Here is a 22888-nt window from a genome sequence, read left to right on the forward strand (position 1 = left end):
TTGCGGCCAGAGGCTTCTTTAAAAAATCAGATTTAAATCAATTCAGAGATATTACTGATATCAAGAAAGATACATTTTAGAAACTTTTCAGAATGATAATAAAAGCCGAGATTATTGGAATTCAAGATTAGATCATCTTATTGGCTTAATTCATAAGTGCATAAAGAGCGTGATCTATAAATCAATGTTAATAAGGGGGATAAGCCCTCCTTTTTTTGAAAACAAAAAACGCGCCGGACCTCATGGTCTTAGCGCGCTTGAAATCCTACAGGGAGGGCAACGCAAGAAGTGTTAGCCCACCTGGTCAATAACTTTTCAAAATTGCTTTTTCATCCTGCAATGTAAAGCTTTCGTCGTTAGGCGGAAATCTGATATCCCTAGGTTCCCCGACGGCTAGTACTTGCAGTTCCCCCTTTGCCCTCATGCTAAACGAACACATAACAATTTTATATTGCTGTTAACCGCCATACATAGCTTTGAAAATCACCTTTCAGCTCGTTCGGCACACTCAATCCGGCATAGGCCAGCTCGTCTCCGCCAAACACTTCGTTCGTTCCTATTACTTTGTACGCTTTGTCTGCATCCAGCCCTTTGACTTTGAAACTTTCAAACGGCGCATTCGGTTCCGCCAGTACCCGGAAATAAAACACAATTGCTTCTGTTTTTTCCCGATTCACAAATGCCCAAGCAGTATTGTTGCCTTCAAACGGGCAAAGCAGCCGGTAAAAGTCGCCAAACTGAACAAGTTGTCTCCATTGTTTGTACGTGGCAACCTGCCGCTTCACCATATCCTTCTCTTCATTCGTCAGTTTTGTTAAATCCAGCTCGTAGCCTAGATTACCCGACATCGCCACATGACCGCGCATTTCCAGAGAAGTCATGCGATGGACCTGATGGTTCGGAACAGCCGAGACGTGCGCCCCCATGGATACAACCGGATAGACCAGACTTGTTCCGTATTGAATTTTCAAACGCGAAACGGCATCGGTGTTATCGCTGGTCCATGTCTGAGGCATGTAATAGAGCATTCCCGGATCAAACCGCCCGCCGCCACCAGAACAACTTTCAAATAAGATGTCCGGAAACGACGAGGTGATCGTCTCCATGACGCGGTATAACCCTAACATATAACGGTGTGCCGTTTCTCTTTGTCTGTCCGGGGGAAGTGTGGCCGACCCGATTTCGGTCATATGGCGGTTCATATCCCATTTCACATACGAAATCGGGGCGCTAGCCAATATTTTGGTCAGCATCCGGATGACCTCATTGCATACGTCTTCTCTGGAATAGTCGAGGATGAGTTGATTCCGGGCTTCCGAAGAGTCGCGGTTCGGCACATGAAGGCACCAATCCGGATGCTTGCGGTACAGCTCGCTATCCACGGAGATCATCTCCGGTTCAAACCAAAGACCAAACTGCAAACCCATATCCCGCACGCGGTTGGCCAAATCCGTCAAACCCTTCGGGAGCTTCATGCGGTTCACAAACCAGTCTCCCAAAGAACTTAAATCGTCGTCCCTTTTGCCGAACCAGCCGTCATCGAGAACAAACAGCTCAATTCCAAGTTCCCGCCCGACACTGGCAATATCCAATATTTTCTCGGCATTAAAATCAAAATAAGTCGCTTCCCAGTTATTCACCAGAATCGGACGCTCCTGATTTCGATGACTGCCCCTGACCAAACGGTTTCGGTACAGCTGATGGAATGTCCTGGACATGCCCCCCAAGCCTTCCGACGAATAGACCAGCACGGCTTCGGGTGTTTGGAACGATTCTCCCGCATCCAGTTTCCAGCTGAAATCGAACGGATTGATTCCAAGCGTAACCCGTGTATGGTTGAATTGATCCACTTCCGCTTGTGCCAGGAAATTCCCGCTGTACACAAAATTAAAGGCATATACTTCCCCTGTATCTTCCGTCGTTCCTCTTCTTAATAGGGCAATAAACGGATTATGTTGATGAGAGCTGGCTCCTCTCGTACTTTCGATCGACTGAATTCCATGACGCAGGGGGCGCCGCTCTATATAGCGTTCTTTTATGTGAGCCCCGTAGAGATGTAAGAAGTCAAACTCGGCATCCCGAAAATCAACACACATACTCAAGGCGCTCAATAGCTTGATGGTTGCCGTCCCTTCATTGACGAATCGCACGGATCGGCTTATCACATTCAGCTGTTCAAATACGGTATAAGTTAAAACAACTTTCAAGCCTGACACAGCATCGGTCATGATTAACTCAAGAGATTCAGCTTCGTTCTCGCTTTCCACGTATGTGGAAGGAAGGCCCTCCAATGGACGCTTGCCTTTATAGATGGAATGGGCATAATATCTTAAATCGGTCACGGTCGAACCGTTATCAAGCTGGACTTGATAGGCTGGCTTCCTGTAATCTGTACTCCCGTATGCCGGATACTCTTGGGGCAGCGTATCCAGTGAAAAGGTTCTATCATCTTTATGTTGATACGGATTTCCGGAAAATCCGCGGTCGAGATACTGGAGGTAATTGGAATTCCGATACTCCTTGACCTTCCGTCCCCAATACAAGTGCGCAACATAACCGTCCCGAATGATTTGCATGACGTAGCTGGTATCTCCTGCTTGCAGGTGAAACATTTTGTTTTGTTCATCAAACCTTACTCCCATATCCGATGAATCCTCCTGTTTTTTCTATAAAAAATATCCGTATACTAGCCCTTCACAGCTCCCGAAGCCAGTCCAGTGATGAAAAAACGCTGCAGGAACAAGTACAACAGGATGAGCGGAAGCGCGGCAATAAGCGATCCGGCGGCCACCCAACCGACATTATCTGTGTTATTGCTGAAGAACGAGGCAAGTCCGACGGTAACGGTATGCATCTCAGCCTTCTGCATGAAAAACAACGAGAAGCGGTAATCGTTCCATATCCCGACCCCTGTCATAATGGTCACGGTTGCCGTGATCGGCTTCAGCAGAGGCAGGATGATACGGAAAAACAGATGCAAACGCCCCATGCCGTCGATCATCGCCGCCTCGTCCAGCTCACGCGGAATCGTGCCGATAAACCCGGTATAGAGGAAAATCGTCATGGGCAAACTGAAAGTCAGTTGCAGTAAAATGACGCCCCAATACGTATTCATGGCGTGAATATCGATCATCATCCGGTACAGGGGAACCAAAATCGTCAGCCCTGGGAGGATCAACGCGGAAAGGAACACCATGTATACCGTTTTGTTGAGCTTCGTTTGGTAGCGGGACAGGGGGTACGCTGCGCAAGCTCCAACGATAATAATTAAAATCAGCGAAAAAACGGTAATGATGGTGTTGTTTATGAATGCCTGACCCAACTGGGCCTGTTCCCACGCAATCGTGAAATTGCTCCAATCGATGCTTTTAGGCAGCAGCCATTTGGAGCTTATATCGGTCTTCGGTTTCAGCGATGTCGTGATCAATAAATAAAACGGTACGATATGAATTAAGGAGATAATAAGCGCCAGCGCCGTTGCCAATTTGTTCTTGGGTTTCATGCCTGGACCTCCCTTTTACGCAAAGCGGATAGCGATACGAAGCTGATGACACTGATGATCACGAACATTAAATTGCCGAGAGTTGCGGCATAACCGGCGTCCTGCGAGCTGAAGTATGTTTTGTACATGAGGTAGGACAACGATTGCGATGCGTAACCGGGGCCGCCTTTCGTCAGGGCGGCAATCACGTCGAACAGCTGGAGTCCGCCGATAAGATTGACCAAGATATTAATCGTAATGGACGGCGCGAGCAGCGGCAGCGTCACATTGATGAATTTCTGCCAAGTCGTAGCCCCGTCGATAGCGGATGCCTCATAATACTCCTTGGATATCGATTGCAAACCGGCCAAAAAGATGATCATCGCCACCCCTACATATTGGTAGGTATTCACAAAAGTGATAATCCAAACATTGATGGCAGGTTCCCCTAGCAGATTGACCGGTTTATCCGCAAAGAGCATGATCAGATCATTTAAAGCGCCCCCGCGATACTGAAAAATGAAGTACGTGATGTAGCCCATGATAAGCGGACTAATGATAACAGGCAAGTAGACAATCGTTCGGGTGATTCCTCTTGTTTTGATTTGCTGATTGAGCAGGAGCGCATACAGCAGTCCGACTATATTCTGCAGCAAAGTACTGCCGATACCGTAAATAAAGGTGTTCTTCAGCACAAGCCCAATATTCTCGTCTTGAAATAAACGTTTGTAATTGTCAAGGCCTATCCAGTTATAATCCTGCGAAAATCCGTCCCAATTCGTGAATGAAATTTTGAGACCGTTCAAAAATGGATATACGATAAACGTCGCAAACAAAAGCAAGGCCGGAACGTACATCAAATTGAGCCACATCGGCGAATTCCGGGATATGCGCATAATCGACATCCTTTCGATGAGAGTCTAGGGGGCTCGCCAGCAGCCCCCTAGAGCTTTTTTTCACTTATTTTTGTTGAGGTTTCAAGCGCGCGACTTCCGTTTTCATTTTCTCCGAATACTGTTCCGGTGTAATCTTCCCGCTAATTAGCTGGGCGGAAAGCGTCTGAAGGACGTCCCACGTGCCGCTTGGCAAATAGACGCGGTCGAAGTACGGGAATACGCGAATGTCCTTGTATTTGTTATAGTACTCGGTGAAAATTCCCAAGTCCGGATTGATATCTTTCATTCCTGCAGGAGTGCCTGATACTTCGGCAATTTCCTTCAAATTAGCCGGTTTTGCGAATTCACGGATGACATCTTTCGAGATTTCTACGTTTTTGCCGTCCTTCCATGCACCGAGAGTAAATCGTTCGCCGCCGGAGAAGGTTGGTTCGTCTCCGGGCACTATGGACGGCACCGGCATAATTCCGTAATGTACGTTCGGATTGATCTTGAGCGCATCGGGAACGAAGCCCGGTCCGCCCACGTTGAACGCAAACTTGCCTTGAGCGAACAAGGAAATCCGCTCGGTTTCTTTCAAGCTCATTACATCTTCAGGCATCAGCTTCTTGTCAAAGAGTTCTTTGAGATTTTTCGCAAGCGGCGTCCATTTCGTCCAATCGAAAGTGCCGTTCAGTAAGCTTTCGGCTTCATTGTTCTTAGGGCTGATCAATTGGGAAGTCGCGAATTCGTCAAGATATTGGGCCATTGTACCGGCGTCGGCTGCAGAGAGGAAGAAAGGCGTCACTTGCCCTTTGCTCTCGCTCTTTATTTTCTCGCCTGCCGCAATCAACTCATCCATCGTTTTTGGTACGGCAATATTATATTTGTCCAGAATGTCTTTGTTGTAGGTAATGCCATCTTTAGCAGCATTAAGCGGCAAAACGTAAACTTTACCGACCTTATCCGTTACGATGGGCTTCATGGAATCTTCAATGTTCGCCGCCCAAGGCTCTTTGGACAGATCCGCCAAAAACTTGCCGTAACGAATTTGCGCCCAGCCATGTGTATCGAATAAGTCCGGGAGGTCATTCGAAGCCATTTTCATCTTCATCAGACTCTCATAATCACTCGGATTTTGAAGTTCGATGGTCACATTCGGATGCTGTTTGGTATAATCGTTCAAAATCCTCTGGAAAACAGCTTGCAACGGTTTGTCGCCTGATGTCGTATACATCGTCAACTTGACCGGTTTATCCGAGGCTGTTGGAGAATTTGATTTGGAATCGTTTGCAGAATTGGGTTTGCTGCTGCAGCCAGTGATGGCTAAAGTTGCGCAAAGAATTAGAACTGACGAAAGCGATAATATTTTTTTCATCGATCGTATGCCTCCTTCAAATGAAAAACTCAAAATAGTAATACTTTGACCGTTGTAAAACGATTCATGTAAACTTAAAATGGATTGATTTTCTTAGGCTCCCTCTATCTTATTTTTGGGGGAGCTTTTCTTGCTTGTGCTTACCATATGAGCCTGGCCCCCTCCTCCTTTCAGATTGTTCCAGAATACCTTAATCACCCTACATATCTAGCCCACCTTCAAGAAATTTTCTTCCTTAGCCGATGCGAAGGTTCACAGTATTTTCGGAAGTTATATAACAAACTATAATATATTGCTGTTACTCTACTTTTATAAAAGCACTTTCAATGAATAGGGATCAGCTTTATACTTAATGATATGACCTGTTTTTATAATTATCAAGAATAAAATAAACACAAAGGAGGTAATATATTGCTGTCACGCTTGCCTCGTACTTCCGTCTCCTTTAAATTCGAGACGAATTTGCCCCTGCTCATGCTGAAAGGAATCGGTTGGGAATCGAACACGTCCCATCAATATGTTTGGCAGGGAAGTAAACGACAGGATGAACATTTTTTGTTCCAATACACCGTGAGCGGTCAAGGGGAGCTCGAAGTAAAAGGAAGAACCTATCAGCTTAAAGCCGGAGATGCCTTCATCATTGAAATTCCAAGCGATCACTGTTACCGTCTTCCCCCTTATTCAGACAACTGGGAGGTGCTGTTTTTGGAATTTTCGAAAGAAGCTTCGCCCTATTGGCGACAGTTGCTGAACAATACAGGCTATGTCGTCTCGATTCTACCCGACTCATTCCTATTGCAATTAGCATGGAAGATCTATGAATGGTCGGTGAGAGAAGAAGAAAGTCACAGCATGTATCAATGTTCCAGCTATGCCTACCAGTTTGTCATGGAGCTGCTCAGTTACTCTCAAAAAATCCAAATGAGTAAACAATTGCCGAGTAAAATTGAGCTTTGCAAACAATTCATCGATGCGCATTATGCCGAACCTATCGGGTTAAAAGAGATGGCGGAGGCTGCAGGCTTATCCAAATTCCATCTGACAAGGGAATTCGACAAAAAACTTGGCATATCGCCAACAGATTATTTGACGGAGGTAAGGATTGAAAAATCCGAGAAGCTGCTCAGTAGCACCGATGACAATTTGGAGAGCATTGCGAAAAAGGTGGGATTTTCCTGCGCCAACTATTTTAGTAAGGTCTTTAAAAAGCGAATAGGCATTACCCCAAACCAATTCCGTAAAAATCGCTACGAGATCAGTCGGATTCTATATAATTGACGTTGTAATTCATCCTCGCCATTTTCCCCGACTTTAAGTTTTTAAAGTAAAATCAATAGTTTTTACTAAAAATGAGATAAAAATAAGTAAGTTTTGGTTTGTTGTAGAGGGCAGCTTTGAATCTTAATAAGCATGTTTAACCATAAATTCCATTGCTTTGTGTTGACACCAGGGTGTGTCCATGCTAATCTCGTTTTAACTAAAATGAATAAATTTTTACTAAAAGGAGGTGGCTGCCATTGGCCACTATAACTGATATTGCAAAAGCTGCGGAAGTGTCTATTGCGACGGTTTCGAGGGTTCTAAATGAGGATGCGACACTATCGGTTTCAAAAAAAACCAAGGAGCGAATCATCAACGTCGCAAGTGAATTAGGATATAAAATTCAAAAGAAAATTCCAAGTAAAAAAGTTAAAAAAGAAAAAATGTCGCAGATCGGTTTGTTGCTGTGGTGTTCTGTTGAAGATGAGCGGGAAGACCCTTACTTTTCCATGATCCGGGAAGGGATTGAGAAACAATTAAAGGAAATCGGGTTAGAATTTGCAAAGGTCGTTCGAATGAATCCGCAAGAATTAGACAACTCTATGGATCACTTAGATGGACTGATCGTTGTCGGTAAAATTTCTGAAGACGACTTAAATACCGTGTATTCCAAAGATAATCTTGTTTTTGTTAATAATCTGGCTCCGGATCCTCAAAAGTACGATAGCGTGATTTCAGATATAGAATCTGGCGCGGAGCAGGTGATGAAGTATTTGATAGAGATCGGACATACACGAATCAGTTTTATCGGGGGTAAGGACTACACCCCAAATTCAGGGTTCCGAAAAGGGGCTGAAGAAAAAGAGATTCGATTTCGTGTTTATGAAGAAACTATGAAAAATTATGGGTTCTTTAACGAAGAACTTATTTATTTAGGGGAATGGAATTCAGCAAGCGGATATGAATTAATGCAGAAAGCTATTCAAAAAGGAAATCTGCCTACAGTTTTTTTTATCGCCAATGACCCCATGGCCTTTGGTGCAATGAGGGCATTGCACGAATCGGCAATTAAAATTCCACAGGAAGTAGCCGTGGTTGGTTTTGATGACACGGAATTAGCCGCTTATTTTCAACCGCCATTAACTACCGTAAAGGTACATGCAGAGCAAATGGGACGGACGGCAATTAACCTTCTCTTGGAGAAAATAAAAGGAAGAGAAATACCTTTGAAAGTAATGTTGCCAACAAAATTGATCGTACGCGAAAGCTCCAATGTGAATCTTGCTAAAGGTGCAAAAAAATAGGCGATAAAAAGTGAATGAAGGGGGTTAACGATTAAATTTGTTGCAGCCACAGTAGTTTTTGTAAACGTGTTGGGATTTGTTTTAGCCTTATTGGTCACGTCGGGAATCAGAGGTCAGAATTTTTTTAGAACCGCCATCTTTTCGCCCAATCTCATTGGCGGCTTGGTTCTGGGTTATATTTGGAAATTCATCTTTGTTCAGTCATTGCCGAGCATTGGAGCAAAGATGGGGATTGATTTGTTCCGTTTGGGATGGTTAGGCGATGAACATTTGGCGTTTTGGGCCTTAGTTATTGTCACCATCTGGCAATCGGCCGGATATATGATGATCATTTTCATTGCCGGATTGACCAGCGTCCCTAAAGATATTATTGAAGCGGCAACAATAGACGGCGCTAATGCTTGGCGCAGATTGATCAACATGATCATACCGATGATGATTCCTTCCTTCGTAGTTACCATATTCTTAACTTTGAAAAATGCTTTCATGGTCTACGATATCAATTTTTCTCTAACGGAAGGGGGCCATTCAACAGCACGATGATGGTTTCCATGCATGTCGTACGAAAAGCATTTATAGAAAATAACTACAGAGTAGGACAAGCGGAAGCGATCATCCTCTTTGCTGTTGTAACCCTTGTAATAGGGGTGTAGGTATATTTCAGCAAGAAAATGGAGGTTCAGGCATAATGGACACTCGTAGAATCACTTCCGTAACTTTACATATTTATTTTTGATTATAGGATTTGCATCCTTTGTTTTTCCATTTTTTCTCGTTGTCGTAAACTCTTTCAAGCGAAATGGAGAAATTCTTGAGAATCCTTTTTCGTTTCCGAAATCTATAAGTTTCGACCAGTATAACGAAGTCATTCAAAAAATGAATTTTGTGACATCCTTTAAAAATACATTACTCATTACTGTAGTAAGTGTTGTCGGTATCATCATTTTTTCTGCTATGGCCGCTTATTACATGGTAAGAGTTTCAAACCATTTCAATAAAATCTTGTTTGCGCTCTTAGTCGCTTCCATGATTATTCCGTTCCGATCGATTATGATTCCGCTCATGTATATTTATGGCGCCAAATTGTTGATACAGGTGGCGCCGACAACCTTATTAATTATTCTGTATATAGGGTTCGGGAGTGCATTATCGGTATTTATTTATCATGGATTCGTAAAGTCGATTCCCCTCGAATTGGAAGAAGCTTCGCTTATAGACGGCTGCACCCGCAGGCAAACCTTCGTGCAGGTTGTCTTGCCCATTCTCGCGCCGACTTCCATGACGATCGCTGTGTTGAATGTAATATGGATCTGGAATGACTATCTGCTGCCATCTCTCATCTTAACGGATAAAAAGCATTTTACGATGCCGGTGCAGATGAAGATGAAGGTCTTTAACGGAACTTACATGAACAACTGGGAGCTTCTAATTCCCGCAATCTTAATTACCACTATGCCTATTCTGATTGCCTATTTGTTCGGACAGCGGTTTATCATCAAGGGAGTCATGCAAGGGGCAATCAAGTAATAGAAAGCTATTTAGAGAGAAAAAATTAAAGGAGTGGATATTGTATGATGTCCTTGATTCAGAAAGATCAAAGTCTCAATTTGGTGCATGAACAGGAAATAATAGCCGATGGGCTCAGGTTAACTTTCACCTTGGATGACTCTGCTTCATACTCGCTTGATTTCGTTAGTATGGAGATAAAGCAAGAACAGGAACAACATAGTAAGACAATTACGGAGTGCGAGTTTCGAAATAGTGAAGCAGGACTTGCTGCCAAACTTGTTTTAACTGCCGAGGATCATATCACCACATTGTCCGTTGCGGCCACAATCGAAAATCCAAAGTTGTTTGAAGAACTCCGTTACTTTAGCAGCAATAACAGTATTGTCGTTACCTTTGAAAAGTTTCCGGGCGTAACAGGCGTGCTAGGTCACTATCGCTTTAACGACTGGTGGACCAGGCCGCATACGGTAGGACTCTCCAGTCTTCCCGGCCGAACTCAGCAATTGTTAATCAAGCGTGAAGCGTCGTATATACAGCTATTGCCATTATGCGATTCCGATTGCAAAACAGAACTAAGAGGTACTGGGGATGGCGGCGTGCAAGTAATCCTGTCTCCCAATACCGGAGGATTTGCTCAAATCCATTCCGCGGCTCTTGTGCTGGGCATTCACCAGGATCCTTTTGAGCTAGTTGAGAGAACAACGGAAGCCGCCAGAAAGGAACTGCAATACCGTCCTGCACTTTGTGAAAAACAGTATCCAGAGAAACTGGAATATTTAGGTTGGTGCAGTTGGGATGCCTTCTATCAAAATGTGACAGAAGACGGCATTGTTCAAAAGTGCTATGAATTTAAAAAATACCGGCTTCCCGTACGTTGGGTGATGATTGATGACGGGTGGTTGGATATTAAAGATAAAAAGTTAGTTTCCTTTCAGGCTGATCAAACAAAATTTCCTAATGGATTGTCATCCGTTGTAAAGAAATTAAAAGACCTGGATATTGATTCCGTTGGAGTATGGCATACGATCGCAGGATATTGGGGCGGAATTCACCCGGAAAGCAAATTAGCTGAGAAGTACAGAGAATACCTGATGGCTTTAAATAGCGGGACGCTCATCCCGGCCTGTAATATGAACGGGTTCGGTTTCTGGAACGAATTCCATAAATTCTTGGAAGATCAGGGAATCAGCATGATCAAGGTCGATGGTCAAAGTGCATTGGCGAATTTCTCCAAATATCATATGTCGATCGGCCAAGCGGCAAGAGGGGGGCATCTTGCATTAGAAGCGTCGGCAGGAATCCATTTTCATAATCAAATGATCAATTGTATGGGTATGGCAACGGAAAATATGTGGAATCGACCTGCAACATCCATTAGCCGCAACAGCGATGACTTTGTTCCGCAAAACCCCGACAACTTTGCCGAGCATGCCTTGCAAAATGTTTATAATTCTTATTACCATGGGCAGCTCTACTGGGGCGACTGGGATATGTTCTGGACCGTCCATCAGGATGCGGAGAGACATGCGCTTCTTAGAGCGGTAAGCGGAGGACCAGTATATTTCAGCGATCCTCCTCATGCCACAAACCCACAAGTATTATGGCCGCTGATTGATGACAAGGGAAGAATTTTGCGGTGTGATATGCCCGGGATGCCTACGTTGGATTGCTTGACAGTAAACCCTGCCCAAGAAAATGCAGCACTAAAAATATGGAACCGCTGCGGCGAGTCGGGAGTTATCGCGGCCTTCCATATCAGTTCTGATAAAAGTCCGATTCATAGTTCTATAAGTCCGTCAGATGTGAACGGGATTGTTGGTGAATCCTTTGCTGTTTATGAATATTTCTCCAAAAACTGTTTTATTGTATCCAAAACAGAAAAAATTAATTTCATTATAGAAGAACAACACTTGAAATTATACGTAATTGTTCCTCTTGAACATGGCGTAGCTCCTATAGGACTAACGAATAAGTATATTTCACCTAAAACCATAAAAGGCGTACATCGAGACTCATCCCGAATATCGTTTTTCCTTGAAGAGGGCGGCGAGTTCTCCTTTGTATCCGCGAGAAAGCCGTTATTTGCTGAAGTGGATGGAAACAAGATTCCAATCGGTACAACGGCAAATACACAGCTCTACCGTATTGATTGTAAAGACTTGGACGGACCGGTTTGTATTCAAGTTTTACTAGACGAATAAGCCCAACTGAGGGATTGGAGGGGAGTAGGGTGTTTGAATTTTCATCGAAAGTAGAATTACCCAACAACAAAATCAATGATCTTTTGACTGTTGGAGAGCTCCTCATCGATATGATCGCTTCAGAATATGATCATGATTATCATTGCAACACTTACAATAGGTTTTTCGGCGGGTCGCCTTCCAATATTGCGATGAATGTCAAAAAATTAGGAATTCATTCTCTAGTCGTTTTGGCGGTAGGACAGGATGGATTGGGAAGCTACCTCATAAACCAGCTGCAGCAGGCCGACATGGATACGAGCTATGTGCAGAGGGTGGAGCCATCCACAAGCATGGTTGTGCTGACGAAGAGCACCTCCAGTCCGGTACCGATTTTTTACCGGGGTGCTGACTATCATTTGACGTTTACCCCTGAGCTGGAGCGGGCACTCAGCAATTCCAAGATCGTCCATTTTTCCAGCTGGCCGGTTTCCATGATGCCGGTACGCCTCACCATAGAGCGTGTGCTTGAGGAAACCAGAAAGATGGGCTTATTGGTTTGCTTCGATCCGAATTATCATCCGATGATTTGGAGCAAAGACGAAGATGGAGTAGAATATGTCAAAAAACTCATCGGCAGGGTGGATATCATCAAGCCGTCAGAGGACGATGCCGAGAGATTGTTTGGGGCAGATACGCCCGAGAGGCAAATCGAGAAGTTCCTGCAGCTTGGTGCTAAACTGGTTATTATGACCCTTGGCAAGGACGGGGCGATCGTCTCCAATGGTACAGAGATGCTGACGTTCGACACGCTGGCTACCGAGGTTGTGGATACGACAGGTGCAGGAGACGCGTTTTGGTCGGGATTTTACGCCGCATTGGTTCAAGGCTGCACGGTAAAGGAAGCACTAACTCTCGGGTTTGCGGTTAGCGCATATAAGCTGAAATTCACCGGTGCCGTTGTGGATTTGCCTAAGCTTGAACGGATCAAAGAGATCTACGGATTATAGGAGGCTCAAGAGAAATGGCTGTAAAAAATCAAGTTCAGCTCATTACCTATCCCGATTCCATGGGAGGAAATTTAAAGACGCTCCACCACGTTCTCAAGACCTATTTTTCCGATATTTTCAAAGGCGGAATTCATATTTTGCCGCCGTTTCCGTCTTCAGGGGATCGGGGCTTTGCGCCGCTGACTTATTTGGAAATCGAACCGAGCTTCGGAACCTGGGACGACATCCGGGCAATCGGCGAGCGCTTCGATGTACTGGTCGATTTAATGGTGAACCACATCTCCAGGCAATCTCCTTATTTTCAGGACTTTCTGCAGAAAGGACGACAATCGGAGTATGCTGATTTTTTTATTACGTTGGATAAGCTCTGGGAAGCCGGGAAGCCGGTTCAAGAGGACATTGTGAAAATGTTCCTGCGCCGCCCTTTGCCCTACTCAACTTATACGATAAAAGTAACCGGCGAGGAAGAACAGGTATGGACCACATTCGGCAAGACGGATCCTTCGGAACAGATCGATTTGGATATTCATTCGCCGAAGGTAAGGCAGCTGTTTACGGAGTTTTTCCTGAATTTCAAGAAGCAGAATGTAAAGATAGTCAGATTGGATGCGGTTGGCTACGTCATTAAGAAACTTGGAACGAGCTGTTTCTTTGTGGAGCCGGACATCTACGAGTTCCTCGATTGGATCATGGAGCTGGCGCAATCACTCGATATCGAGCTTCTGCCGGAGGTTCATTCCCACTATTCGATCCAATACAAGTTGGCCGATCACGGCTGCTGGATCTATGACTTTATTTTGCCTTATCGAATTCTTGATGCGCTGCTCAATAAGTCAAGCACAGATCTGCGTCAATATATAAAGACTCGTCCTGCCAAGCAATTCACGATGCTAGACTGTCATGACGGAATTCCGGTAAAGCCGGATCTAGACGACCTCATCGATACGAAAGAGGCAAGAAAACTAGTAGACGTTTGCTTGGAGAGAGGGGCGAATCTCAGCCTCATTATTTCGGATGAGCATAAGGCCGAGGATGGATTCGATGTTCATCAAATCCGGTGCTCGTATTACTCCGTGCTGAATTGCGATGATGATGCTTATCTAGCGGCAAGAGCGATTCAATTTTTCACGCCGGGCATCCCTCAAGTGTATTACGTTGGATTACTGGCAGGGGAAAACGATGTTGAGAATGTAAAACGGACCGGCGAAGGCCGTGAAATCAACCGCCACAACTTCAGTCTAGACGAAATCGAACAATCCTTGCAGAAAGGCGTTGTTCAACGATTGTTGAAGCTTATCCGCTTCCGCAATGAGTACGATGCGTTTAACGGGACTTTTGAGGTACGGGATTCGGCTGAGCAAGAAATCTCCCTCTCCTGGAGGAAGGGATATAAGACTTGTCATCTGTCTGTGGATTTGCGAACCAATACGTCTACGATTACCTATGTCGATGATGATGGTGCTGCAGTGGAATATGTTGTGTGAGATCCGCGTGATAGGTGGGCGGTGGGTACACTACATACCGGCGCCTTGCCCGCGGTTCAGCTTCTCGGCAGTAACGGCAGGTTCGTCCCGAAGCCGACGGCCATCTGAGGGAGAGGAGAAAAGGGATGTTCTTATGGAAGATTCTGAGTCGCTAGCTACAATGCTGTATGAACTTCGGCAAAAGCTTAACAGGATTGCTAATAATAACAATTATGACCTTCAGAATCCAGAAGTGTTAGCCTTAAGTGAAGCAATTGACGAATTAATCATTCTGTTTATTAAAATGAGAGATGGGTAAAGTCTGTCTCAAACAGACGGAGGGATAATCTTGGCCTTCAGCTTCTCATTGCGAACCAAACTCATATTTGGGTTTCTTTCCGTAATTGCGCCTCTGGCGATCTTTTTGTACTACAGCAATTACTACGCGATGGAAGTGGTTCGCACGCAAGTCGCCCAATCCAACCTGCAATTGTTGTCCCTGCACACTCGCTCAATGGACAAATCCTTAAGCGATATCGACTCCTACTTGTACAAGCTCGCTGCTAACGATACTTATGTCAAAACCCTTGCCATTTTCCCCGAACAATCCGAGGACTATATCTTCTCTCGAATCATGCTGATGCATAAATTCGATGCGGATCACGGACTATACAATCTGGTCGATTCGTTCTTTGCATATAACGCTGACAATGATGATCTGATTTCGTATTACGAATCGTACGATACGAATCGGGGGCGCGAACGAAATGCGTTGATCCGCAGCTTAGTGAACACGTCTGAAACGGGCGACCGATGGCGCTGGGTTAGCACCGGCACGGAATCGGGCCTGATTCGTATCGTCCGATCGAGCGGAATGTATGTAGGAGCCTGGATTCCGGAATCCAGGTTCATGGAGCCGGTGAAAAATTTGAATTTCGGCGAGTCAGGCAAATTTTTGCTGGTATCCGATGAGGGACGAGTACTCACTTCGAAAAGCGTAAATGATTTTCCCGATCCATTGTTGAACCCGGGGAACGAAAAAAACGGACAATATGGAACGATTTATGACAAAAGTGCAGCAAGCTATATATACATGGTGCATCCGTACACCCAGTCTTCCATATGGATGCTGCTGTTGATCCCGGAACAAGATTTGCTCTTGAACTTGCCTTTTTTTCAACGGGCGATTTATTCGATTCCGTTCATTGTCCTTCTTCTCATTTTCATTTTTGTTATGATTTTGCAGCGTGTGTTAATTAAACCGATCAGCTCCTTGCTGAAAGGGATGCGAATGATCGGCCAGGGAAATTTGAGGATTCGTCTCCCGGTTCCCGCACAATGGGAAATCGCCTATTTGATCAAGACATTCAATCATATGGCTTCCGAAATCGAAGGCTTAACAATCGGCATGTACGAAGAGAAATTGAGGGTGCAAAAAGCCGAGTTCAAGCATTTGCAAAGTCAAATCAAACCCCACTTTTATTTGAATACCCTGAATATCATCTATAGTTTGGCGGTGCTGAAGGATCATGCCACCGTACAAAAATTGGCGATTCATCTGGCCGATTACTTCCGTTTTACGATCCGAACCGACCGTCAGATCGTTACACTGAAGGAGGAGTGCACCCATATCGCCAATTATCTGGAAATTCAGAGGCTGCGGTTTCCGGATCAACTATTCTATCAGGTACTGCTTCCGAAACAGCTTGAAGATGTCGAGATCCCGCCGCTAACCATTCAGCCATTCGTAGAGAATACGTTGATTCACGGTTTCCAGGGCGAAGAAGCGGTTCTTCATATCTCCATTGAAGTGAGAATGGACGCAGATACGGCGGAGCGGAAAATATTCATTGCAGTATTCGACGACGGAGAGGGTTTTGAGGAACAGAAGCTAAGACGGCTGCAAACCGGAGAATACTTTGACAGGCAAGGAGAAAGTGTGGGCATTTGGAACGTCTATCATCGCTTGCGGATGCATTTCGGAGAAGAAGTGGCTATCCGTTTTACCAATAGGCAGCCTCAGGGAGCGGCTGTGACCCTGGAGATCCCTAACGTTTGCAACAATCATCAGGAAAAGGGGATGTCTTGATTGTATCGGATGCTGGTGGTTGACGACGAGAAATTAGCGGTACAAGCAATTGCTGAAGGAATCGACTGGTCCAGTGTCGGTGTTTCTGTTGTCTACAAAGCATACAGCACCAAGCAGGCGATCGAAATCCTGAACCGCGAACCGGTTGATTGCATGATTACGGATATCGAAATGCCGGGGCGAAGCGGCATTGAGTTGATGGAGTGGGCCGTGAACAACCATCCCGGCTTGGAGTCGGTATTTCTGACCGGGTATGCCGATTTTTCGTATGCGCAGAAAGCCGTTCATCTCGGGATTCACGACTATATCTTGAAGCCGATTGAGCTTGATAAATTGCTGTCTGTCGTGAAGGAAATGATACGGAAGCTGGAGCAGCGCAAAGAAAATGAAGCGTTTCGGGAAACCTACAATAAATACGTACGCTTATGGGAAGATCAGATTCCCTCTATGTCGGAGCGTATATGGCAGGATTTGCTGTCAGAGAGGTGCAGATTAGAACCGGAGAAGCTGGATGCGATGTTTCAGCTCTACGAAATTCCCGTCCAAGCAGGTGGAACGATTCTTCCCATTCTCATCAGCGTGGAACGCTGGAAAGAAGAATTCAGCCTGAGGGATGAGGAGATTATGGAGTATGCATTGCGCAAGGCTGCTCAGGAGATCATTCTGGACGATGGGAGCGGCACTGCCGTACAGAGCCTGGATGGCCACAATGTCGTATTGATTCATCTCGATGCATATCAACAGGATGATCCGTATCACTTCGACGAGCAGATCAAGAGAAAGTGCCGGGAATACATCCAATCATGCATATGGTATTTCAAATGCAGCTTGTCCTGTTATATCGGCGAATGGACACTGGTTCCCGATTTGGCAGAAGTCTATAGGCGGCTCGTCAAGCTGGAACGGGATAGTGTGTCGGCATCGAATCAAGTCGTTTCCTTGCGTGAAGGATCGCCTCAGCTTCTGAAGGGGGCGTTCCGTCAGTTTCCTACATCACAGTGGTCTGCTTTGCTGGAAGCGGGAGAAGAGGGGCTTCTAATGGAGGAAATCAGAAAAACGATCAACCATTGGAGTCGGGAGCAAGATTTACATCCGGAAATGCTGGAATCGTTGTACTATACTATCCTCCATATGGTTTATACGGCCGCGCATAAAAAAACAATTTCCATCTCCGCTATCTATCCGGACGAAGATTTGCTTTCCGCCCCGGCCGCCAGGCGCTCCGTTCATCAATTTGTGGGGTGGTGCGATAAGGTAATACGGACGTGCGTGTCCTATTTTAAAGCGTATAGCAAGGATGATTCCGTTGCGGTCATGAAGATCAAGCAATGGATTCAAGAGCATTTCCATGAAGAGATTACCCGTGATACGATCGCAGGGATCGTTCATGTGAACGCAGGTTACGTCTCCCGTATTTTTCGCAGAGAAACGGGGTATTCCTTGTCGGAGTATATTTTGAACGTCCGGATGGAGGAAGCGAAATGTCTGCTTTCCCAAACAAACTTGAAGATCAGCGCGGTCGCGGAAGCAGTCGGGTTCTCTCATTTTTCTTATTTTGCCCAGCAATTCAAAAAGTGCTGCGGCTACTCGCCTCTCGATTACCGCAAGTTGACTTTGATGCGGGATGAATAATAACGGCTTTCAAATAGTGGAAAGGTGTGGTTGAGATGCGTTGGCAGAGGGGAGTGAACATGGCGATCGCCACAACATTGACCGCGGCTATGGTCGCCTCTTGTTCCGGCGGGAGCGCCGAGTCGAAACCGAAGGGGATTGCTGTGCAGATACCGCTCGAAAACTCTTCGATTAACATGTCGAATGTAAACGTCAAAGCCATGTGGATGTATGTCTGGTTTAAAGGAAAGAAGTGGGGTGCAGATCCGGTCACGAAACGTATTACCGAAAAAACTGGCGTTCAATTCGATTTTAGCGGTCCCGATGGTGACGGCGATCAGAAGGCGAATGTCATGCTCATATCCGGAGACTATCCGGAAGTGATGTGGATGGACCGCGGGTGGACTTGGGACAATTATGTCAATTCGAAAGCGTTGTTGCCAATTGACGTGCTTGCGACAAAGTACGGGTATGACAAACTGATCGGTACTTATATTCCGCAGCATGTCATCGACAGCTTGAAGCACCCGGACGGCCATCTTTACGGGATCCCCAACTGGTTCAGCGACAAGGGGGAGCTCTCTGTCGGCAGAACCCTCATGCTGCGTGAGGACATTTATGAGAAAATGGGAAGGCCCGACATCAAGACAATCGAAGATTTCGAAGCCTATTTAGCCAAGGTGCGTAATGCCAATCTGAGCACGACGAACGGTGAAATAGTGTTTCCTCTCGGGCTGGATTATAACGACGGTTCTTTTATTGAAATGTCAAACATGTGGGGAAGCAAAAACAAGGACTACCGCTATTATGACGAGAAGGAACAGAAGGTCAAGTTTTTTATGTTCAACGAGTCCACCAAGGACATGCTACTATGGCTGAACAAGATGTACCGTGAGAAAATGATCGACCCGGAGAATTTCACTTACAACGACGGCATGGAACAGGAAGTGCGCAGCAACGGAAAATGGGCAGCAAGCTTCTCGGCGATTTGGGATTATTGGACGCCGAATGTTGTGCTGAAGAAGACCGATCCCGGCATCTACTATAAAGCCTATCCGATCCCGGCCGGGAAAGACGGTGTCAAGCCATATATGGGGGGCTATAGCACGGTCGGCTGGAACGTGGCGGTCATCACGAAGAACGCCAAACATCCCGAAGCGATCATGCGTTTCTTCAATTACTACATGAGTCCGGAAGGCCAAATGTTAAGCTTCTATGGCATCGAAGGCGAGACTTGGGAAATGAAAGACGGTACACGGGTCCTGAAGCAGAACGCTTACGAGGAAATTCAGAAGGATTGGGATGGCTACAGTCAGAAAACGGGAGTACGATATCTCGAACTGAACCAGTATCAAAAGTATAATTGGGAAAAGCAAAGTGAATCGCCGGATCGGCAAGAGGATCGCCGTATTGCCGAGCTTTTCAAATTTGACGGAACGGACCTGAGCGTTTTATCGATCGACCCGAACAGCAAAGCGGGGATCGTCTGGGCGAATATACAATCCGGTCTGCTTACTGACATTACGAAAGTGCTGATCGCTGACAGCGCAAAGGATGCCCGGGCACGCCTTGAGGAACTGCTGGCCAAGTATGCGAAGATAGGCATTAAGGATGTTGAGGAGGAGTGGACGAAGCAATATCAGGAACGTCAGAAGCTGAAGTAATGACATGTCTTCACTTCGAGGCGGAAGGGGCATTTTACCGCAAAAAAAAAAGCTGGTGTCTCCATCCAGGGGGCAGCAGCTTTTTTTTGTATTATTTCTTTTTGTGTTTGTTCCACCGAGTTCATTTTTTTTTTTTTTTTTTTTTTTTTTTTTTTTTTTTTTTTTTTTTTTTTTCATAGAAATACACATTTATGATGATTCGTCCACAATATTGATAGATGGCGTTGCCTGATGATGTCATGATAGTACTAGCTCGTACAGAATAAAGTATGCAGCAAATGAAAGAAAACAGGGGTGATTGCGTGGCTGACTCACAAGAACTACTGGCAAAAGGGTTAATAAGGTCTCCAAAAGAGTCAGTAAATTGACGAGACGGATTTTATGAAGGGCCTGTTTTTTATTTCTCTAAATTCCAATATTGATACAAATGGGGGGTACAAATGAAACGAAAAGGATTATCCATCATTTTGGCATTTGCACTAATGTTACTTGCTGCGTGCAGCAACGGTGAGGACAAGAAAGAGCAAGCGACGGAATCGGGAGCCGAATCTTCACTGGCGACGAAAGAGAACGGGGAAGTAGATTACGCTTTCGGGAAATACGAGGAGCCGGTCACGATTCACACCGTTCGTGAAACGAATGCGGCCATTGAATTTCCGAAAGGCGACGATATGAAGAACAACATCTGGACGCGAGCGTATAAGGAACGCTTCAACATCAACGTCGTGACGGATTGGGTATCCGACGATTACGAAACGAAGATGAACCTTGCGATCTCGTCTGGCAAGACTCCCGACATTTATCGTGTAAACGCATCGCAGCTGCAGAAGTTGATGGAAGCGGACATGGTTATGGATCTGACCGAGGTGTTCGACAAGTACGCATCCGATCGGGTGAAAAAATACATGGGATTCGATCGTGCCAGCTTTGAATCCGGCATGAAGGATGGCAAATTATACGGTATCCCGCAATTGCACTACGGCGTCATTGACCAGCCCGATTTTGTCTGGATTCGCAACGATTGGAAGGAAGAGCTTGGGCTCCAGGATCCGCAGACGATAGACGACATTAAGAACATCGCGCTCAAGTTCATGGAAAAACACGGCGGTTACGGCATTACGCTTAATAAGACGCTCGATACACTAAAGACGCTCGCAGTCGCATGGGGAGCTCATCCGGACATATGGGTTCCAGGCGAAGACGGCAAGATCGTCGACGGTTCGACCCAGCCCGAGATGAAGGATGCGCTTGCAACATTTGCGGAATGGTATAAGCTCGGCATTATCGATCCGGAATTTATGGTTAAAGATACGGCAGCGATGAACGCTAATGTCATAGCCGGCAAAGTCGGCGTGCAACCTTTTTACCAGTGGTGGGGCTATAGTCCGGGCGTGGATGTTGTCACGAAATTGGGTAAGAATGCGATATTCTATCCTTATAACATACCGTCCGCCAATGGCAAAAAAGTGATTCATTCAGTTTCCTTCTTAAACGGGAGCTACGTTGTCGTAAACAAGAAAGCTAAGAATCCGGAAGCGGTGATCAAGCTGATTAACTTCTACGCCTATATGATGGACGAAGGATTCAGCAAGGAATCAAAAGAGACTGTGGCCGCTTTCGTAAACGATGGCTTGGAGCACGCTCCTCAACCGTTTAAGATCACGAACCCGAACACGGACTACGAGCAGTTCGTGAAGGTCAGCGAGGCGATGAAGACGAAAGACACGAGCAATTTCACAGCGACCGGTCAGTGGCAGAAGTACAACAACAGTGTCGAGTTTGAGACGAAAGGCACACCGACCGCGGTTGGCGACTACCTGCAGCAAGGCGCGCCGAGGAGCGCATATAGCCTCGCCAAGCCCTTTATCGACAACAATCAGTATATCAAGAACTCGCTTTGGGGAGCACAGCCCATGGAACTTGCCAAATACGGCTCCACGCTGGGCGATATTCTGACCGAAGGCTTTACGAAGATCATCATGGGTAAGGAGAGCATCGATTATTTCGATAAGCTCATCAAGGAGTGGCGGAAAGCCGGCGGAGACGAAGTGACCGAAGCTGTAAACAAAATGTACGGCAACAAATAACTAACGATCGAGAGCCATGCGAAGAGGCGAGCTTACGCTTGCCTCCTTTATATTAATATTATTCTAGGAACGGAGGATCGTGACATGTTAAGAAAGTTAAGACAACAGAGAGCTTTCCACCTCATGCTGGTTCCGAGCATCATTCTCGTTTTTATTTTCAGCTATCTCCCCTTCTACGGATTGGTCATCGCGTTTCAAGACTATAATCCGGGACTCGGCTTCCATTCGCCATGGGTCGGAATGGAAAACTTCGAACACGTTTTCAAGCAGGAGAAATTCTTGCAAACGATCTGGAATACGCTGTACATGTCGATTTTCAAGTTGATCGGCGGCATCGTCGTGTCGGTCACCTTCGCCTTATTACTGAACGAAGTAAAGCAGATGGCCTTCAAACGGACGTTCCAAACGCTTGTCTATATCCCGAACTTTCTATCCTGGGTTATTATGGCCGGCATAATGATCGATATTCTAGCTTCGGATGGGATCGTCAACACGTTTCTCGGTCTCTTCGGCGTGAAGCCCGTTTCTTTCCTAGGCAGCCCCTCGATCTTCCCGTGGACGATGATCGTCTCCGATATCTGGAAAGGGTTCGGCTTCGGCACGGTCGTTTATCTGGCTGCTTTGGCCGGCATCGATCCGGCTCTGTATGAGTCGGCGCTGATCGACGGGGCGAAACGTTGGAAGCAGACGATCTATATTACGCTGCCTCTGCTTGCGCCGACGATCATCCTGATGACGGTTCTGTCCCTCGGTAACGTCTTAAACGCGGGCTTCGACCAAATCTACAACCTCTATTCCCCCGCTGTTTACGAATCTGGCGACATCATCGATACCTATGTGTATCGGCTCGGCATTGTGCAAGCGCAATATTCGATAGGCGCGGCGATCGGTCTGTTCAAATCGGTCATCACTTGTATCCTGGTCCTCTTGTCTCTCGTGCTAGCGAAAAAGGCCGCAGGATACAAGATTTATTAAGG

17 protein-coding genes are annotated in these 22888 nt (G+C 45.8%); 13 read left to right on the forward strand and 4 right to left on the reverse strand.

All coding sequences use genetic code 11. From position 1 onward, the window contains the following. Nucleotides 1-446: 446 nt before the first annotated feature. The 4 genes from ASG85_RS14375 to ASG85_RS14390 all read right to left on the reverse strand — a co-directional run bounded on the left by ASG85_RS14375 (nt 447) and on the right by ASG85_RS14390 (nt 5734). Complete coding sequence (locus tag ASG85_RS14375) at nt 447-2642, reverse strand: alpha-galactosidase (RefSeq protein ID WP_060646598.1); 2196 nt, start codon at nt 2640-2642, stop codon at nt 447-449. A gap of 44 nt (nt 2643-2686) precedes the next feature. Next, nucleotides 2687-3502, reverse strand: a complete 816-nt coding sequence (locus ASG85_RS14380; protein ID WP_060646599.1) for a carbohydrate ABC transporter permease — start codon at nt 3500-3502, stop codon at nt 2687-2689. Continuing rightward, the gene (locus ASG85_RS14385; RefSeq protein WP_156396569.1) at nt 3499-4377 is read right to left on the reverse strand and encodes a carbohydrate ABC transporter permease; all 879 of its coding nucleotides are present in this window, start codon (nt 4375-4377) and stop codon (nt 3499-3501) included. Before ASG85_RS14385 ends, ASG85_RS14380 begins: the two co-directional genes overlap by 4 nt. A gap of 64 nt (nt 4378-4441) precedes the next feature. After that, nucleotides 4442-5734 carry an ABC transporter substrate-binding protein gene (locus tag ASG85_RS14390; RefSeq protein ID WP_060646601.1) on the reverse strand — a complete coding sequence of 431 codons (1293 nt, stop codon included), beginning with the start codon at nt 5732-5734 and terminating at the stop codon, nt 4442-4444. Nucleotides 5735-6145: 411 nt separating this feature from the next. Between ASG85_RS14390 and ASG85_RS14395 the strand changes: the two genes are divergently transcribed. The 13 genes from ASG85_RS14395 (at nt 6146) to ASG85_RS14450 (ending at nt 22886) form a co-directional block, all read left to right on the forward strand. Beyond that, a complete protein-coding gene (locus ASG85_RS14395) occupies nt 6146-7012 on the forward strand; it encodes a helix-turn-helix domain-containing protein (protein ID WP_060646602.1) in 867 nt (288 codons plus the stop codon). Between the two features lie 239 nt (nt 7013-7251). Next, complete coding sequence (locus tag ASG85_RS14400) at nt 7252-8298, forward strand: LacI family DNA-binding transcriptional regulator (RefSeq protein WP_060646603.1); 1047 nt, start codon at nt 7252-7254, stop codon at nt 8296-8298. 66 nt (nt 8299-8364) lie between these two features. Beyond that, nucleotides 8365-8841 (forward strand): carbohydrate ABC transporter permease, encoded by a 477-nt coding sequence (locus ASG85_RS14405; protein WP_060646604.1) that lies wholly within the window; start codon nt 8365-8367, stop codon nt 8839-8841. A 333-nt stretch (nt 8842-9174) separates the two neighbouring features. Continuing rightward, nucleotides 9175-9825: a carbohydrate ABC transporter permease gene (locus ASG85_RS14410; protein ID WP_235550123.1), complete on the forward strand. Its 651-nt coding sequence runs from the start codon at nt 9175-9177 to the stop codon at nt 9823-9825. A gap of 44 nt (nt 9826-9869) precedes the next feature. Next, nucleotides 9870-12008: a Sip1-related alpha-galactosidase gene (locus ASG85_RS14415; RefSeq protein WP_060646605.1), complete on the forward strand. Its 2139-nt coding sequence runs from the start codon at nt 9870-9872 to the stop codon at nt 12006-12008. Between the two features lie 29 nt (nt 12009-12037). After that, on the forward strand, nt 12038-12997 hold the full coding sequence (locus ASG85_RS14420; protein WP_060646606.1) for a carbohydrate kinase family protein: 960 nt from the start codon (nt 12038-12040) through the stop codon (nt 12995-12997). A 14-nt stretch (nt 12998-13011) separates the two neighbouring features. Further along, on the forward strand, nt 13012-14481 hold the full coding sequence (gtfA, locus tag ASG85_RS14425) for a sucrose phosphorylase (RefSeq protein WP_060646607.1): 1470 nt from the start codon (nt 13012-13014) through the stop codon (nt 14479-14481). Then, entirely contained in the window at nt 14471-14779 is a 309-nt protein-coding gene (locus ASG85_RS36955) for an aspartyl-phosphate phosphatase Spo0E family protein (RefSeq protein ID WP_162257257.1), read from the forward strand. The genes gtfA and ASG85_RS36955 overlap by 11 nt, the downstream gene beginning before the upstream one ends. 30 nt (nt 14780-14809) lie before the next feature. After that, nucleotides 14810-16549 carry a sensor histidine kinase gene (locus tag ASG85_RS14430; RefSeq protein ID WP_060646608.1) on the forward strand — a complete coding sequence of 580 codons (1740 nt, stop codon included), beginning with the start codon at nt 14810-14812 and terminating at the stop codon, nt 16547-16549. Between the two features lie 9 nt (nt 16550-16558). Beyond that, complete coding sequence (locus ASG85_RS14435) at nt 16559-18181, forward strand: response regulator transcription factor (RefSeq protein WP_235550132.1); 1623 nt, start codon at nt 16559-16561, stop codon at nt 18179-18181. A 59-nt stretch (nt 18182-18240) separates the two neighbouring features. Next, nucleotides 18241-19824, forward strand: a complete 1584-nt coding sequence (locus ASG85_RS14440) for an extracellular solute-binding protein (protein ID WP_235550124.1) — start codon at nt 18241-18243, stop codon at nt 19822-19824. A gap of 440 nt (nt 19825-20264) precedes the next feature. After that, entirely contained in the window at nt 20265-21911 is a 1647-nt protein-coding gene (locus tag ASG85_RS14445) for an extracellular solute-binding protein (protein WP_060646611.1), read from the forward strand. An 84-nt stretch (nt 21912-21995) separates the two neighbouring features. Then, nucleotides 21996-22886, forward strand: coding sequence for an ABC transporter permease (locus tag ASG85_RS14450; protein WP_060646612.1), 891 nt, complete (start codon nt 21996-21998; stop codon nt 22884-22886). Nucleotides 22887-22888 lie beyond the last annotated feature (2 nt).

Source organism: Paenibacillus sp. Soil724D2 (assembly GCF_001427935.1).
Taxonomy (GTDB): domain Bacteria; phylum Bacillota; class Bacilli; order Paenibacillales; family NBRC-103111; genus Paenibacillus_E.

Bases quoted from the DNA above. Each gene is read 5' to 3' on its own strand.
- ASG85_RS14375 (WP_060646598.1), bottom strand. From the start codon at position 2,642: ATGGGAGTAAGGTTTGATGAACAAAACAAAATGTTTCACCTGCAAGCA.
- ASG85_RS14380 (WP_060646599.1), bottom strand. From the start codon at position 3,502: ATGAAACCCAAGAACAAATTGGCAACGGCGCTGGCGCTTATTATCTCC.
- ASG85_RS14385 (WP_156396569.1), bottom strand. From the start codon at position 4,377: ATGCGCATATCCCGGAATTCGCCGATGTGGCTCAATTTGATGTACGTT.
- ASG85_RS14390 (WP_060646601.1), bottom strand. From the start codon at position 5,734: ATGAAAAAAATATTATCGCTTTCGTCAGTTCTAATTCTTTGCGCAACT.
- ASG85_RS14410 (WP_235550123.1), top strand. From the start codon at position 9,175: ATGAATTTTGTGACATCCTTTAAAAATACATTACTCATTACTGTAGTA.
- ASG85_RS14415 (WP_060646605.1), top strand. From the start codon at position 9,870: ATGATGTCCTTGATTCAGAAAGATCAAAGTCTCAATTTGGTGCATGAA.
- gtfA (WP_060646607.1), top strand. From the start codon at position 13,012: ATGGCTGTAAAAAATCAAGTTCAGCTCATTACCTATCCCGATTCCATG.
- ASG85_RS36955 (WP_162257257.1), top strand. From the start codon at position 14,471: ATGTTGTGTGAGATCCGCGTGATAGGTGGGCGGTGGGTACACTACATA.
- ASG85_RS14435 (WP_235550132.1), top strand. From the start codon at position 16,559: ATGCTGGTGGTTGACGACGAGAAATTAGCGGTACAAGCAATTGCTGAA.
- ASG85_RS14440 (WP_235550124.1), top strand. From the start codon at position 18,241: ATGGCGATCGCCACAACATTGACCGCGGCTATGGTCGCCTCTTGTTCC.
- ASG85_RS14445 (WP_060646611.1), top strand. From the start codon at position 20,265: ATGAAACGAAAAGGATTATCCATCATTTTGGCATTTGCACTAATGTTA.
- ASG85_RS14450 (WP_060646612.1), top strand. From the start codon at position 21,996: ATGTTAAGAAAGTTAAGACAACAGAGAGCTTTCCACCTCATGCTGGTT.